Source organism: Pseudonocardia terrae, assembly GCF_021343995.1.
Lineage (GTDB): Bacteria > Actinomycetota > Actinomycetes > Mycobacteriales > Pseudonocardiaceae > Pseudonocardia > Pseudonocardia terrae.
Genome location: NZ_JAJTTE010000032.1, coordinates 74,976 through 89,541, shown reverse-complemented (window position 1 = coordinate 89,541; position 14,566 = coordinate 74,976). Strand labels below are relative to the sequence as shown.

Annotated in this window: 12 protein-coding genes; 7 read left to right on the top strand and 5 right to left on the bottom strand. The window is 74.6% G+C overall.

Annotated elements, in window-relative coordinates:
• Positions 1 to 575: anti-sigma factor family protein (locus LWC33_RS21325; RefSeq protein ID WP_233306180.1), on the bottom strand; the 575-nt coding region annotated here is incomplete at its 3' end.
• A gap of 7 nt (positions 576 to 582) precedes the next feature.
• Positions 583 to 1,218, bottom strand: a complete 636-nt coding sequence (gene sigE / locus LWC33_RS21320; protein ID WP_233306179.1) for an RNA polymerase sigma factor SigE — start codon at positions 1,216 to 1,218, stop codon at positions 583 to 585.
• A 235-nt stretch (positions 1,219 to 1,453) separates the two neighbouring features.
• On the opposite strand from sigE, the gene LWC33_RS21315 reads away from it, so the two are divergent.
• A complete protein-coding gene (locus LWC33_RS21315) occupies positions 1,454 to 2,143 on the top strand; it encodes an O-methyltransferase (RefSeq protein ID WP_233306178.1) in 690 nt (229 codons plus the stop codon).
• Between the two features lie 487 nt (positions 2,144 to 2,630).
• Here LWC33_RS21315 and LWC33_RS21310 read toward each other — a convergent pair whose 3' ends face one another.
• The gene (locus LWC33_RS21310) at positions 2,631 to 3,728 is read right to left on the bottom strand and encodes an IS110 family RNA-guided transposase (RefSeq protein WP_233306177.1); all 1,098 of its coding nucleotides are present in this window, start codon (positions 3,726 to 3,728) and stop codon (positions 2,631 to 2,633) included.
• Positions 3,729 to 3,909: 181 nt separating this feature from the next.
• Between LWC33_RS21310 and LWC33_RS21305 the strand changes: the two genes are divergently transcribed.
• From LWC33_RS21305 to LWC33_RS21280, 6 genes are all read left to right on the top strand, one after another.
• The gene (locus tag LWC33_RS21305) at positions 3,910 to 5,004 is read left to right on the top strand and encodes a sensor histidine kinase (protein ID WP_372476668.1); all 1,095 of its coding nucleotides are present in this window, start codon (positions 3,910 to 3,912) and stop codon (positions 5,002 to 5,004) included.
• Entirely contained in the window at positions 5,001 to 5,786 is a 786-nt protein-coding gene (locus LWC33_RS21300; RefSeq protein ID WP_233306176.1) for a LytR/AlgR family response regulator transcription factor, read from the top strand. The genes LWC33_RS21305 and LWC33_RS21300 overlap by 4 nt, the downstream gene beginning before the upstream one ends.
• 13 nt (positions 5,787 to 5,799) lie before the next feature.
• Positions 5,800 to 6,177, top strand: a complete 378-nt coding sequence (locus LWC33_RS21295; RefSeq protein WP_233306175.1) for a hypothetical protein — start codon at positions 5,800 to 5,802, stop codon at positions 6,175 to 6,177.
• Positions 6,174 to 7,832: a sodium/solute symporter gene (locus LWC33_RS21290; protein ID WP_233306174.1), complete on the top strand. Its 1,659-nt coding sequence runs from the start codon at positions 6,174 to 6,176 to the stop codon at positions 7,830 to 7,832. Before LWC33_RS21295 ends, LWC33_RS21290 begins: the two co-directional genes overlap by 4 nt.
• Before the next feature lie 187 nt (positions 7,833 to 8,019).
• Positions 8,020 to 8,388: a DUF485 domain-containing protein gene (locus LWC33_RS21285; RefSeq protein ID WP_233306173.1), complete on the top strand. Its 369-nt coding sequence runs from the start codon at positions 8,020 to 8,022 to the stop codon at positions 8,386 to 8,388.
• The gene (locus LWC33_RS21280; RefSeq protein WP_233306172.1) at positions 8,385 to 10,028 is read left to right on the top strand and encodes a monocarboxylic acid transporter; all 1,644 of its coding nucleotides are present in this window, start codon (positions 8,385 to 8,387) and stop codon (positions 10,026 to 10,028) included. The genes LWC33_RS21285 and LWC33_RS21280 overlap by 4 nt, the downstream gene beginning before the upstream one ends.
• Before the next feature lie 127 nt (positions 10,029 to 10,155).
• Here LWC33_RS21280 and LWC33_RS21275 read toward each other — a convergent pair whose 3' ends face one another.
• Positions 10,156 to 13,485, bottom strand: a complete 3,330-nt coding sequence (locus tag LWC33_RS21275; protein WP_233306171.1) for an ATP-dependent helicase — start codon at positions 13,483 to 13,485, stop codon at positions 10,156 to 10,158.
• A gap of 52 nt (positions 13,486 to 13,537) precedes the next feature.
• A complete protein-coding gene (locus LWC33_RS21270) occupies positions 13,538 to 14,467 on the bottom strand; it encodes a glycoside hydrolase family 16 protein (RefSeq protein WP_233306195.1) in 930 nt (309 codons plus the stop codon).
• Positions 14,468 to 14,566: the final 99 nt, after the last annotated feature.

Below are 14,566 nucleotides of genomic sequence, written 5' to 3'. Positions count from 1 at the left end.
GGCTGGGCCGGTGCGCCGGGTGCGACGGCGGACGAGGGCAGCACGCCGAAGGCGAGCGCGCCGAGCGCGAGGCCCGACGCCGCCGCGGCGCCCACGCGCAGCCGGCGACCGCGCGAGACGGGCAGGTGCCCGCTCCCGAGGCCCGCGGGCGCGGCGAGGCGGCCGGTGAGGTCGGGGGTGCGCCGCACCGAGGTGGCGGGCGGCGCGGTGGTCGGGCGGGCCTGCGCGTCGGGCATCGCCTCGGGGCGCAGCACCGACACCATCTGGCCGTCCGCCGTCATGGCGAGCCCCGGCGGCGGGGGCGGCAGCTCGGCCTCCTGCGGGATGTTCCGCAGCATCGAGAGCAGCGAGGAGGGCACGTGCGGCTCGTCGGCCGAGCGCAGGGCGGAGCGCACCTGACGCTGGGCGACCACCTCGGCGGCGCACTCCCCGCAGGAGGCGACGTGCGCGGCGGCCCGCTCGCGCGCGCCGGCGGAGAGCTCGTCGTCGACGAAGGCGACCACCGCGTCCTGCGACAGGTGGTCGACACCCCAGTGGGGGGCGCTCCGTCCGAACCTCCGACGCGCGTCGGCCATGAACTGCCTACCTCTCCCCGGCCGCCACCAGCTCGCGACCCTCTGTGCTCTCCGTGCGCTCCAGGGCGCGGCGACGCTCGATCGCCTGACGCAGCGCCGCCCGACCGCGGTGGATCCTGCTCCTCACGGTACCCAGCTTGACCCCGAGGGTGGCACCGATCTCCTCGTACGAGAGGCCCTCGACGTCGCAGAGCACGACCGCGGCGCGGAACTCCGGCGCCAGCTCGTCGAGCGCGGCCTGCAATGTCGGGTCCAGGTGCGTGGCGGAGAACACGTCCTCCGGCTCCGGGCCGCCGCCGGGCAGGCGGTCGGTGTCCTCGGGCAGGCCCTCCATGCGCAGCCGGGCGCGGCGGCGGACCATGTCGAGGAACAGGTTCGTGGTGATGCGGTGCAGCCAGCCCTCGAACGTGCCGGGCCGGTAGTTCGCGAGGGAACGGAAGACCCGGATGAAGGTCTCCTGGGTGAGGTCCTCGGCGTCGTGCGGATTGCCCGTGAGCCGGTAGGCGAGCCGGTAGACCCGGTCCGCGTGCTCCCGGACGACCTCGTCCCAGCTCGGAGGGGTCCAGTCGGCCCCCTCGCCGGGCAGCGACGACCCGAGCGACGGCTCGGCGTCGAAACCCACGGTGGCCGGTCGGTCGGTCATGATGGGGAGCGCACCTCCTGCGGCGGGTCGTGCCGTTCGGTCAACGGCGGGCCGGCGGGGATGGTTCCCGGCCCCGGCGCAGGACCGACGACCCCGGTCCCACGCCACACAAGGTGCCGCATGCCCGTGACAGGAGCGTGATAACCGTCTGAGAAGAACCTGTGAACCCGTCCGGAGGGTGATCGGCTGCGATTCCGTGCGGTGGTGGCCCGTTCGCCCAGTATGTTCAACGCCCATGACCGCCACTGCGGCCGACGTGGACGGCTACCTGGCCGAGGACGAGGTGCTCGCCGGCGCGCGCGCCCGCGGTCTCGCGGCCGGGGCCGACCCGGTCAGCGCGGGCACCGGCGCCGCGCTCGCCCTCCTCGCCGCGACCACCGGAGCACGGGCCGTCGTGGAGATCGGCACGGGGTCCGGGGTCTCCGGACTCTGGCTGCTCCGCGGGATGGCCGCCGACGGCACGCTGACCTCGATCGACGTCGACCCGGAGCTGCAGCGGGCCGCCCGCCGCTCCTTCCTCGACGCCGGGCACGGGCCCGGACGGCTGCGGCTGATCAACGGGCTGGCGCTGGAGGTCCTCCCCCGGCTGACCGACGGCGGCTACGACCTGGTCCTGGTCGACGTCGCGCGCAGCGGCGGCGGGTCCCGTCTCGCGCCCGGTGCCGCGGACTACCCGGGCTACCTCGCGGAGGCGATCCGGCTGCTCCGTCCGGGCGGCGTCCTCGTGCTCGACGGCGTGCTGTCGGCGGGCGCACCGGAGACGGCCGACCGCCTCGCGGGCGACCCTGCCGCGGACGGCGACGACCCGGCCCACCGCGCCGCCGCGGGCCTGCGCGAGGCGACCCGGCAGGTGCGCGAGGACGAGCGGCTCGTGGCGGCCCTGCTCCCGCTCGGCGACGGCCTGCTGGTCGCGACCCGTCGCTAGTCCGGTGACCACGAACGTTCACCGGTCCTCGCGCGCCGGGCGGCCCCTCGCGGCGTTGCCCCCGCACCCCGGTACGCCCGGTACAGGCGGTGCGGGGGCGCCTTGCGAGGAACCCCCCGGATCACGCGATCACCCGGCGAACGTTCGTGGTCACCGCACTGATATGTAGGCCGTTCTGTCAAGGGGCAGGGTGAAGCGGTGCCCAGGACCGTCGTCGTGGGCACCGCTTCGTTGTCCGGACCGGGAGCCGGTGGTGGCGAGCGTGTCGGCGTTCGACGCGTTGTCAGTCTGATATTCGCGGGTTGGTTACCGCAGGACGGACTGTTCGGCTCGAGTAGGTTCCGCGGGTCTAGCAGCGAGCGTCACCGGCTCCTGCTCCCCGGCGACGGGGTGGGCAGGAGGGGTTGCTCATAGTGCGTTCGCGGGTCCACTCACAGGCGCAGCCGTCACCGCCGTGTCCCGGGTTCGGACGATCAAGGGCTGCTGGTCAGTCGTCGTCGAGCACGGCCAGTGACCAGCACCAGCCGGCGAGCTCGCGGGCGATCGCGGTGTTCGCCACGACCGGAAGCTTGTGGCGGGCGTCGAACCGGGCCCAGCGCGCGTGCAGCCGCCGGTTGCCCCGCTGGCCGCGATCTCGGGCCGCCGGGCTGGCCTTGTCCTGACGTCGACGCAGCACCACGCTGGGCCGGTTCGGGCGCCGGTGGTGCCAGGCGGCTTCGATCAACAGCCGGCGGGCGTGGGCGTTGCCGGTCTTGGTGATCGAGCCTTGCGAGCGGGACTGCCCGGAGGAGGACTCGGTGGGCACCAGCCCGAGGTAGGCGCCGATCGAGCGGCCGCTCAGCCGCTGCCAGTCGCCGATCTCGACCGCGAGTCCGAACCCGGTCAGCGTGGACACCCCCCGCAGGCACCCGAGCCGGGTCACGACCGGGGCGTAGTCGCCCTCGGTGGCCATCTCGGCGATGGCGGCGTCGAGCCGGTCGCGGCGGGCCAGCGTGGCCAGCACGGTGTCGTAGGCGATGTCGAAGGCCAGCCCCAGCCCGGGCTGGTCGAACACCGCCAACCGGCGCCGGGCCTGCAGCCACCGGTCGTGGTTGGCCGTCCACGGTTTCCCGCCGTAGTAGACGATCCCCTGGCGCAGCAACAGTTTCGACAGCCGGTGCCGGGCGGCCAGCAGATCCCGGCGGACGTCTTCGCGGGCCCGCACCAGATCCCGGGCCGCTTCCTGCCCCACGCTGGGCACGGTGACCGCGACGATCTCCCCGAGATGGACCAGCCGGGCCAGATGCCGGGCGTCGCGCCGGTCGGTCTTGACCCGATCACCGGACGGGCGCTGCAGCTTCGACGGCGCCGCCACCCGGCAGTCGATGCCTTCACCGGCCAGGAACCGGGCCAGCCCGAACCCGGTCGGGCCGGCCTCATAGCTCACCGCGACCGGGCCAGGCAGCGACCCCAGCCAGCCCAGCAACTCGCCACAGTCCGGGGTCAACTGGCGCTCGAACACCTCGCCGGTCACCCCGTCCAGCCCGCACGCCCTCACCGATCGTGCGTGCACATCCAGCCCGACGCTCGTACGCTTGCGCTCCACTGGGGCCTCCCACATCTGTGGCTCTACCGGCCAGGACCCACTCCTGCCCGGCAACCCACGTTCACATGCGGTGAGGCCCCAGCCCAGGCTTCCCATACCGTCTAGCGGGCGATGCTCGGGGGGACCCCGCACCCGCGTGCGGATCGTGCACGTCGGGGGCGCACCTTAGGCTGTGCGCGTGGTGACCGAGGACGCCCCCGTCGCGCGGCGGCGACGGCTGTTCCGGCGGCTCCGGGGCGGCACCACGGACCCCACGGAGATCCTCGCGGCCGGCTCGGCGATCGCCGCGGACCTGCGCGGCGGCCTCGGCGCCCGGCCCGGCGACCTCGGCCCCGATCCCGTGGCGCGCGCGGCCCGCCGGCTGCGGGCCCTGCTCGGGGCCGACGGCGTGGGCCTGGCGGACCTGCACGGCGAGATCGCCTGGGCCGGGCGCCCCGATCCGCAGGCCGACGAGCTCGTCGAGCAGGCCCGCCGGGACGGCCACCGGGCCGCGCGCGGGACCACGGTGGTGCTGCCGCTGCAGGTCCGCGGGGAGCCCGCCGGGGTGCTCGCGGTGTGCGGCGAGGTGCCCCGCGCCGCCGCGCGACGGGCCGCGGACTGGGTCGCGGAGGCGCTCGGGCGCGGCCGGCTGGAGGCCTCGGCGCGGGCCGCGGAGGAGGCCGAGCTGCGGGCGTTGCGCGCGGAGATCTCCCCGCACTTCGTCTACAACGCACTGACCACGATCGGCTCGTTTGTCGACAGCGACCCCGACCGCGCCCGCGACCTGATCCTCGACTTCGCCGAGTACATCCGGCACTCGGTGGCCCGCCGCGGCGACTACACCACGCTCGCCGGGGAGTTCCGCGCCGTCGAGGCCTACCTGGCACTGGCCCGCGCGGTGCTCGGGGACCGGCTGCGGGTGCAGGTGCGGATCGCGCCGGAGGTGCTGCCGGTCGCGCTGCCCTTCCTCGCTCTGCAGCCGCTCGTGGAGAACGCGGTGCAGCACGGCGTCGAGCGCCGGGGCGAGGGCGGGTCGGTGCTGGTGAGCGGCGAGGCCCAGGGATCGGAGTGCGTGATCGCGATCGAGGACGACGGGCCGGGCATGGATCCCGACGTGGCCCGCGCGGTGCTCGCCGGGGCCGGCCCGGGCGACGGGCTGGCACTGACCAACGTGGACCGAAGGCTGCGCGCGGTCTACGGCCCGCAGTACGGCCTGGTCATCGAGACGGCGGTCGGCGCCGGCACCCGCGTGGTGATGCGGGTGCCGCGCTTCCAGCCGGGGGTGGTCGCCTCGTGAGCACGGCGAACGGGGCGCGCCTGCGGGTCCTGGCGGTCGACGACGTCGCCCCCGCGCTCGCCGAGCTGACCCGGCTCCTCGCCGCGTCGCGCTGTGTGGAGGAGGTCGTGCCCGCCGGCGACGCGCTCGCGGCGCTCAAGCTGCTGCAGGCCCGCCGCTTCGACGCGGCCTTCCTCGACATCTCGATGCCCGGGATGGACGGGCTGGAGCTCGCCGCGCTGCTGGCGCGCATGACCGATCCGCCGGAGATCGTGTTCGTGACGGCGTTCGAGGAGCACGCGGTGTCGGCCTACGGCGTCGGTGCGCTGGACTACCTGCTCAAGCCGGTCGCCGCCGAGCGGCTCGACGCCACCCTCGCCCGGGTGCTGCGCGTCGCGCGGGCCGCGGACCCCGCGCCGCCCGTCCCGGCCGTCGACGAGCTGGCCGCGGTGTCGGTCGAGCTCGGCGGGCGGACCCGGTACGTCCGGCGCGACGACGTCCGGTTCGCCGAGGCCCAGGGCGACTACGTCCGGCTGCACACCCGCGGCGGCTCGCACCTCGTGCGGATGCCGATCTCGCGGCTGGAGGAGCACTGGTCGGGCGTCGGGTACGTGCGGGTGCACCGCAGCTTCCTGCTGGCCGTGCACGCGGTGCAGGAGCTGCGCAGCGACACGAGCGGCGGGCTGCTCGCGCACACCGACGCCGGCGACGTCCCGGTGAGCCGCCGGCACGCCCGGGAGCTGCGGGAACGACTGCTCGAGGCGGCCACGCGCGGGGACTTCTCCCCGGGCCGGCCACGGTGAGCGGGGTGGCGGGGTGAGCCGGCAGCGGCGGGTCGCCGTGACCAGCCCGCAGACCAGGGTGGCGCTCGCCGCGCGCCGCGGCGTCTCGGCCGTGCCGCGGTCGTTGACCGGCGAGGAGCTGCGGGTGGCGGCCCGGATCCGGCGCGGCCAACTACGGGTCGCCGCCGGCACGCTCGCCGCCGCCGCGCTGCTGCTGGTCGGGCTCCCCGTGCTGCTCGGGGCGGTGCCGGTGGCGCTACGGGTCGGGCCCTTCCCGGTCGTCTGGATCGCCGTCGCGCTGCTGCCCTACCCGGTGCTGGCGGTTCTGGCGCACTGGCAGCTGCGGCGCGCGGAGCGGACCGAGGACGGGACCGAGCAGGCCGGCAGGGACCTGCCGGACCGCGCCCGGTGACCGCGCTCGCCGTCGTCCCGGTCGTCCTGGCGACGCTGCTGATCGGGGCGCGCGGCGTCGCGGCCCTGCGCTCCACCTCGGACTTCCTCGTCGCGTCCCGGCGGGTCTCCCCCACGCTCAACGCCGCCGCCGTGTCCGGGGAGTACCTGTCGGCGGCGTCGTTCCTCGGCACGGCGGGGCTCGTCGTCAAGAACGGGGTGGGGGCACTCTGGTACCCGGTCGGCTTCACCGCGGGCTACCTGCTGATGCTGGTGCTGGTCGCGGCCCCGATGCGCCGCACCGGCGCGCTGACCGTGCCGGACTTCGCCGAGGCCCGGCTGGGCTCGCCGGGCCTGCGCCGGTTCAGCGCCGTCGTCGTGCTGGTGATCGCCGGGCTGTACCTGGTGCCGCAGTTCACCGCCGCGGGCCAGGTCCTGACCCTGGTCAGCGGCACGCCCCACTGGGTCGGGATCGTGGTCGCGGGGGCGGCGGTCAGCATCACGCTCGCGCTCGGCGGGATGCGCGCCGCGACCTACGTGCAGGCCTTCCAGTTCGTGCTCAAGCTGCTGCTGTTCATCGTCCCCGCGATCTGGCTGCTGGTCGCGGCCGGCGCCGACACCCGCGCGGAGGCGGTGCGGCCCGCGGAGTACGCCGCCTTCCCGCGGCCCACCGAGGTGACGTTCCGGCTGGACACCCGGCTGCAGGTGCGCGAACCGGTCACGGTTCTCGCCGACGGCGTGCCGGTGCGGCTCGAGCCGGGCGAGCACGTCGCGCCCGGGGACGCGACCTGGGTCTTCCCCGAGGGCGCGGCGGTGCCGGAGATCGCGGGCGCGGCGCTGCCCGGCAGCGGCACCTGGCAACGGCCCCTGCTCGACGGCGGCAACTGGCACCCGCTGCTCGCCACCTGGTCCGTCCTGGTCGCCACCGCGCTGGGCACGATGGGGCTCCCGCACGTCATCGTCCGGTTCCACACGAGCCCCGACGGCCGCGCCGCCCGCCGGACCGCCGCGATCACGGTCGGTCTGCTCGGCTCCTTCTACGTGTTCACCGTGGTCTACGGGCTGCTCGGCGGGGTGCTGGTGCCGGAGCTCTACCTGTCCGGGGCGACCGACACGGCCGTCGTCGCACTCCCGAGCCGGGTGGACGGCGGCACCACGGGCGACGTGTTCACCGCGCTGCTCACCGCGGGCGCCTTCGCCGCGTTCCTCGCCACCTCGCTTGGCTTGCTGCTCGCGCTGGCCGGCGCGCTCGCGCACGACCTGCTGCCCGGGTCGCTGCGCCGGCTGCGGCTCACCGCGCTGCTGGCCGCCGGGGTGATCGTGCTGCTCGCCCTGCCCGCGGCGCGGATCGACGTCGGGGCCGTGGTGACCTCGGCCTTCGCCGTGGCGGCGTCGACGTTCTGCCCGATGCTGGTGCTGGGCATCTGGTGGCGGGGGCTGACGGCACGGGGCGCGTTCGTGGGGATGGCCGTGGGGCTGGCGTCGTCGGCCGGGGTGATGGCGCTGGGGCTCGTGGCGCAGCCGGGTCCAGGGCTCGTCGCGCTGCTGCTGGGGCAGCCGGCGCTGTTCTCGGTGCCGCTCGCGTTCCTGACGATGGTCGCGGTGTCCCGCCGGGACCGCCCGCTGCCCGGTGCCGAGGCCGCGATGCTGCGCCTCCACCTGGACGAACGCACCTGAACCGAGGACCGCTCGTCGCGGAATCCGACCGTTCGTCCGCCTTTCGTCGTCCCCGTCCGCGATGTGTCGTGCGTTACTTCCGCGCCTGTCGGGTACTCGGTTGTGCTGTGTCCGGTACGACCCGTTCCGTCCGGGTCCGCCGTGGCACGACACCCCGGCACCACACCCCACAGTGCGAGGAGGCACCGTGAGCACCACCGAGTCCCCGCCCCCGGCCGGCGAGCGCCCGGCGAGAGGCACCACGGCCCACCCCGACTGGGCAACGGTCCAGCAGAGCACCGAGTTCCAGGCCCTGCGGCACCGGCTGCGCCGCTTCGTCTTCCCGCTCACGGCGGCGTTCCTCGTCTGGTACCTGCTCTACGTGGTGCTGGCGAGCTACGCGCCCGGGTTCATGGCGATCAAGCTGGCCGGGAACATCAACGTCGGCCTGGTCTTCGGCCTGCTGCAGTTCGTGTCCACCTTCGCCATCACGACCTGGTACGTGAAGTGGGCGGACAAGAAGTTCGACCCGCACTCGGAGGCGATCCGCGAGGAGATCGAGGGGGCCGGCCGATGAGGGTCCTGGCGCAGGGCGTGGCGGGCTCCAGCCCGCTGCTCAACATCAGCATCTTCGCGATCTTCGTGATCATCACGCTCGCGATCGTGATCCGGGTGAGCAGGAAGGCGTCGAGCGGCGCCGGCGACTTCTACACCGCGGGCGGCGGCTTCTCTGGCCCGCAGAACGGCATCGCGATCTCCGGCGACTACTTGTCGGCGGCGTCGTTCCTCGGCATCGCGGGCGCGATCGCCCTGTACGGCTACGACGGCTTCCTCTACTCGATCGGCTTCCTCGTCGCCTGGCTGGTGGCGCTGCTGCTGGTCGCCGAGCTGCTGCGCAACACCGGCCGGTACACGATGGGCGACGTCCTGGCCTTCCGCATGCGCCAGCGCCCCGTCCGCGCCGCGGCCGCGACCTCCACGCTCGCCGTCTCCTTCTTCTACCTGCTGGCCCAGATGGCGGGCGCCGGCGGGCTCGTCGCGCTGCTGCTGGACGTCAAGTCGAAGACCGGCCAGTCGATCGTCATCGCCGTCGTCGGCGCGCTGATGATCGCCTACGTGCTGATCGGCGGCATGCGCGGCACGACCTGGGTGCAGATCATCAAGGCGGTGCTGCTGATCATTGGTGCCGGCGTGATGACCCTGTGGGTGCTCTCGCTCGTCGGCTTCAACCTGTCGGCGCTCATGGGTGACGCCGTGGAGAGGGCCGGCGCGGCGGGCGAGAAGCTGCTCAACCCCGGGGCCCAGTACGGCAAGAACGGCACCACCCGGCTCGACTTCATCTCGCTCGGCCTGGCGCTGGTGCTCGGCACCGCGGGCCTGCCGCACATCCTGATGCGCTTCTACACCGTGCCCACGGCCAAGGAGGCCCGCCGCTCGGTGACCTGGGCGATCTGGCTGATCGGCATCTTCTACCTGTTCACGCTGGTCCTCGGCTACGGCGCGGGCGCGCTCGTCGGGCCGGACGCGATCAAGAAGGCTCCCGGCGGGGCGAACTCCGCGGCCCCGCTGCTGGCCTACGAGCTCGGCGGCACGGTCCTGCTGGGCCTGATCGCGGCCGTCGCCTTCGCGACGATCCTCGCGGTGGTCGCCGGGCTGACGATCACGGCGTCGGCGTCGTTCGCGCACGACATCTACGTCAACGTGATCAAGCGCGGTCAGGTGCAGGACGAGAAGAACACCGAGGTCCGGGTCGCGCGCCGGACGGCGGTCGTGATCGGCATCGTCGCGATCCTCGGCGGCATCCTCGCCAACGGCCAGAACATCGCGTTCCTCGTGGCGCTCGCCTTCGCCGTCGCGGCCTCGGCGAACCTGCCGACGATCCTCTACTCGCTGTTCTGGAAGAGGTTCAACACCAACGGCGCGCTGTGGAGCATCTACGGCGGCCTGGCCATCACGCTGGTGCTGATCATCTTCTCGCCGGTCGTGTCCGGGAAGCCGGTCGACCCGGCGACCGGGCGCAGCGCGTCGATGCTGCAGGGCGTGGACTTCCACTGGTTCCCGCTCGACAACCCGGGCCTGATCTCGATCCCGCTCTCGTTCCTGCTCGGCTACCTCGGCACGGTGCTGTCGAAGGAGAAGGCCGACGCGGACAAGTACGCCGAGATGGAGGTCCGGTCGCTCACCGGCGTGGGCGTGGAGAAGGCCGTCCAGCACTGAGTTCGGCGTGAGCCCGTCAGGGCGCGCACTATGGAACCATAATGCGATTCCGGGGCCGCCTGGATCGCATTATGGTTCCATAACGCGCTCTGGGGCAGGATTCTCGCGCATTATGGTTCCATAGTGGTCAGGGCTGCTCGGGGATGCCGCGGATCATGGCGTGCAGCTCCTCGGCGGTCTCCAGGTCGGCGGGGCGGAGGGTGACGCCCTCGCGCACGTAGTGGAACGCCGCCCGCACCTTCTGCGCCGGCACCTCCGCCAGCGCCGCCCACGCCAGCCGGTAGACCGCGAGCTGCACCCCGACGGCGTGCCGGCGCGACTCGTCCGGCACCGCACCCGTCTTCCAGTCGACGACCGTGAACCCGCCGTCCGGGTCGGCGAAAACGGCGTCCATTCGGCCCCGGACCGCGACCCCGGCCAGCACCGTCTCGAACGAGACCTCGGCCTCGACCGGCACCCGGTCCGCCCACTCCGAGGCGAGGAACGCCTCCTGCAGCTCGGTCAGCTCGGCGTCGGAGGACTCGCTCGCGCCCTCGTCGGCCGCGCCGGGCAGCTCGTCGATGTCGAGCAGCCGCTCCGCCCCGAACCGCTGCTCCAGCCAGGCGTGGAACGCGGTGCCGCGGCGGGCGTGCGGGTTGGGCGGCAACGGCAGCGGGCGCCGCAGGCCGGCGGCGAACGCGTCGGCGTCGGCCGCAAGCTCGACGAGCTGGCTCACCGACACGTGCCCCGGTAGCGCGACCGATGGCCGGGCGACACCGGCGGCGCGCTCGGCCAGCAGCACGTCGACGTCGGCCGCCCAGCCCTCCGGGTCCGGCTCCTCCATCGGCTCCGCTTCGATGTCGAAGCTCAGCTGGTCGGTCTCGCGGGCCCGGCGCCGCTCGGCCCGCCGCGCCCGCTCCTGCGTGCGGATGGCCTCGCGGACCAGCTCCGCGCCCTCGTGCACCGCGCCGGCCCGCGGGCCGAGCGGGTTCGCGGGCCACTCGGCCGTGACCTGCTCGGCGAGCACCGGGTTCTCGGCGCCCTCCTCCGGCGGCTCCGCCCAGACCTCGGGCTCCGCGATCGTGCGCAGCTCCTGCAGGAACGGCGACGGCCCGCGCGGCTTCGAGCCCGTGGCGCCCCAGTGGTGGCCGGAGCAGAGCAGGACGTGCTCGGAGCGGGTGAGCGCCACGTAGAACAGCCGGCGCTCCTCCGTCTTCCGGCGCTCCTCGAGGGCGGCGTCGTGCTCGTCGAGCGCCACCTCCACCTGCTTGCGGTCCGGCCCGGGTGGCAGGTACAGCCCGGGCAGGTCGTCCGCGTCGCCGCGCAGCGGGACCGGGAGCTCGGCCACGCCGGTGAGCCAGGTGCCGGACATCCGCCGGCCCGGGAAGACCTGGGTGACCAGGTGCGGCACGGCCACGACCTCCCATTCGAGGCCCTTGGCGGCGTGCACGGTGAGGATCTGCACGCGGTCCTCGGCCACCTCGACCTCGCCCGGTGACAGCCCGTCCTCGGCCTTCTCCGCGGTCTCCAGGTAGTCGAGCAGGGCCGGCAGGCTCGCCACCTCGGCCCCGGTCGCGAAGTCCGCGACGACGTCGGCGAAGGCGTCGAGGTGCGCGCGGCCGGCTGGCCCGGGCCGCGCCGCGGTCTCGACGTCGAGCAGCAGGACCCGCTCGACGTCGGCCACCAGGTCGGTGAGCGGCGCCGACGCCCGCGACCGCAGCCACGACAGCTCGCGCGCGAGCCGGGTGATCCGGGCGTACCCGGCCGCGGAGTACCGCTCGGGCTCGCCCGGGTCGTCGAGCGCGTCGACCAGGCCCGCCTGCTCGGCCTGCTCGCCGGGCAGCGCACCGAGTGCGAGCTCCGCCGGCGGCAGCGGACCGGGGCGCGACGGCAGCGGCGGGACCAGCTCGCGGGCCCGGGCCCACAGCGCGGCGAGGTCGCTCACCCCGAGCCGCCAGCGCGCGCCGGTCAGCAGGCGGACCGCCGCCGGCCCGGCCAGCGGGTCCGCCACGATCCGCAGCGCGCTGACCAGGTCGCGGACCTCCGGGGTGTCGAGCAACCCGCCCAGCCCGACGACCTCGACCGGCAGGCCACGGGCACGCAGCGCGGCGGCGAGCGCGTCCATGTCCCCGCGGCGGCGGACCAGCACCGCCGAGGTCGGCGGGCCCTCCCCGGCCGCGTCCCGGGCCCGCCAGTGCGCGGCGATGCCGTCGGCCACCCAGCCGACCTCGGCGCTGACGTCCGGGTGCAGCGCCACCCGCACCTCACCGGGCACGGCCTTCGGGCCGGGCCGCAGCGCGCCCACGGTCACCGAGTCCGGCGCGGTGCGCAGCGGCTCGGACACGGCATTGGCCAGGTCCAGCACCTCGGCGGGGTTGCGGAAGCTGGTGAGCAACCCGTACTCGCGGGCTGGCTCGCCGCCGGGCCGCGGGAAGTCGGTGCGGAAGCGGGTGAGGTTGCCCGCGCTCGCCCCGCGCCACCCGTAGATCGACTGGCAGGGGTCGCCGACGGCCGTGACCGCGAGCGGCTCGGCGCGCACGGGCTCGCCCGGGATCCGGCCGAACAACGCCCGGAGCAGGACGCGCTGGGCGTGCCCGGTGTCCTGGTACTCGTCGAGCAGCACGGCCCGGTACTGCGCGCGTTCGATCTCCCCGACCTCGGGCCGGGCCTCGGCGACCCGGGCGGCGATCGCGAGCTGGTCGGAGAAGTCCATGGCGCGCTCGGCGGCCTTGCGCCGCGCGTACTCCTCGACCAGCGGGAGCAGCTCGGCCCGCAGCCGCTGGGCCCCCGTCCGGTCCCGGTACTTCTGCGACGGCTCGGCCCGCTGGCGCTTGCCCGGCGGTGCGTTCTCCAGCACCGCGAGCAGCTCCGAGGTGAAGGAGCGCAACCGCTCCGGCTCGACCAGGTGCTCCCCCAGCTCCCCGGCCAGGGCCAGCAGGTAGCCCGTGACCGTGGCCGGCACCCGGTCGACCTCGAGGTCCGCGGCCCACGACGAGACGACCCGGTGCGCGAGCTGCCAGGCCGCCGTCTCGCCCAGCAGCCGCGACGCCGGCTCCGCGGGCAGCCGCAGCGCGTGCTCGGCGACCAGCCGGCCCGCGTAGGCGTGGTAGGTCGCGACGGTCGGCTCCCCCGCGATCAGGGCCGCACGCCGGCCGCCGCCGGGGTCCAACTCGTCGAGCAGCGGGGAGCCGGCGAGGCGACGCAGCCGTGACCGGACGCGGGTGCCGAGCTGCTGCGCGGCCTTGCGGGTGAACGTGAGCCCCAGGACCTGCTCGGGCAGCACCTGCCCGGTCGCCACGAGCCAGACGACACGGGCCGCCATCGTCTCTGTCTTGCCCGCGCCCGCCCCGGCCACGACCAGCGCGGACTCGGGCGGAGCGGCGATCACCGCGGCCTGCTCCTCGGTGGGCGGCGGCAGCCCGAGGGCACGCGCCAGCACCGCGGGCGCGAGGCCCGTGTCGGCGGGAGCGATCGTCACGGCACCTGTCTACCCGACGGCCCCGACAGAACCGGGCGGGCGGCGGCGTCCGTCAGGCCGCGTGCCCGGGCAGTGTCGAGACCCGCATGTAGTCGACCTGCAGCTTCGTCTCGGCCGGAGTCGTGTCGTCCGGGGCCGCCATCCAGTTCTTGGCCGGACCCTGGTCGAGCTGGATGGTGGCGTGCATCGGCGTGGTCGGGATCATCGCCTTGTCGGTGGTCTCGAAGGTCTTCTTCCCGTCGATGTAGACGGTGATCCGGTCCGGCAGCCACTCGAACACGAAGGTGTGCCACTGGGAGAAGTCGCCCTTGGTGGCGTCGCCGAACGTCTTGTTGGCCGATCCGCCGTAGTGGATGATCGTGTGCGCCAGGTCCCGGTTCTCGCCGGGGACCTCCATCATGTCCAGCTCGCCGTCGTCCGGCCACTTCTCGGAGTCCGGCCAGAGCAGGATCGCCGAACCCCAGCCGCGGCCCTTGTCGGTGCGCGCGCGGAACTCCCACCGCCCGTACAGCTGGCCCTTCGAATAGGCCACGCCGCCCGAGACGCCGCCGTCGCCGGGCCGGGCGGTGATCGTGAGCGCACCGCCGACCACGGATACCGCGTCGGGGCTGCGCCTGCCGTTGTTGAACGCGCCGACCGAGTCGTAGGTGCCCCACTTGCCCTCGTCGAGCGAGCCACCGCCGAACTCGTCGCCCCCCGCCGGGGTCCAGGCGACGCCGGACGTGGCGGCCTGGCGGGCGCCGTTCGGCGCCGCCTTCTTGGTGGTGCTCGGCTTCGGGGTCGCGGTGCTCGTCGGGGCGGGCGTCGGCACGGCCGCCGAGGTGGTCGGGGGTGTCGTAGCGGCGGTGGACGGCGCGATCATCGCGCCCTGCGACGAGTCTGGGGCGGCGGTCAGCTCGGGCTCGGCCGCGGAGCCGCACGCGCTGAGCACGACGGCCAGCAGGCCGGCGATGCCGGCCGCACGGACGCGTTGGCGGAACACGGCGCCTCCAGGGACGGACCGCCGCGCGACGACAGGGGAGCACGGCGGGGGGAACGCAAGGGGGACGTGCCCGAACCTAGCGCGAACACCCGGCCGGGT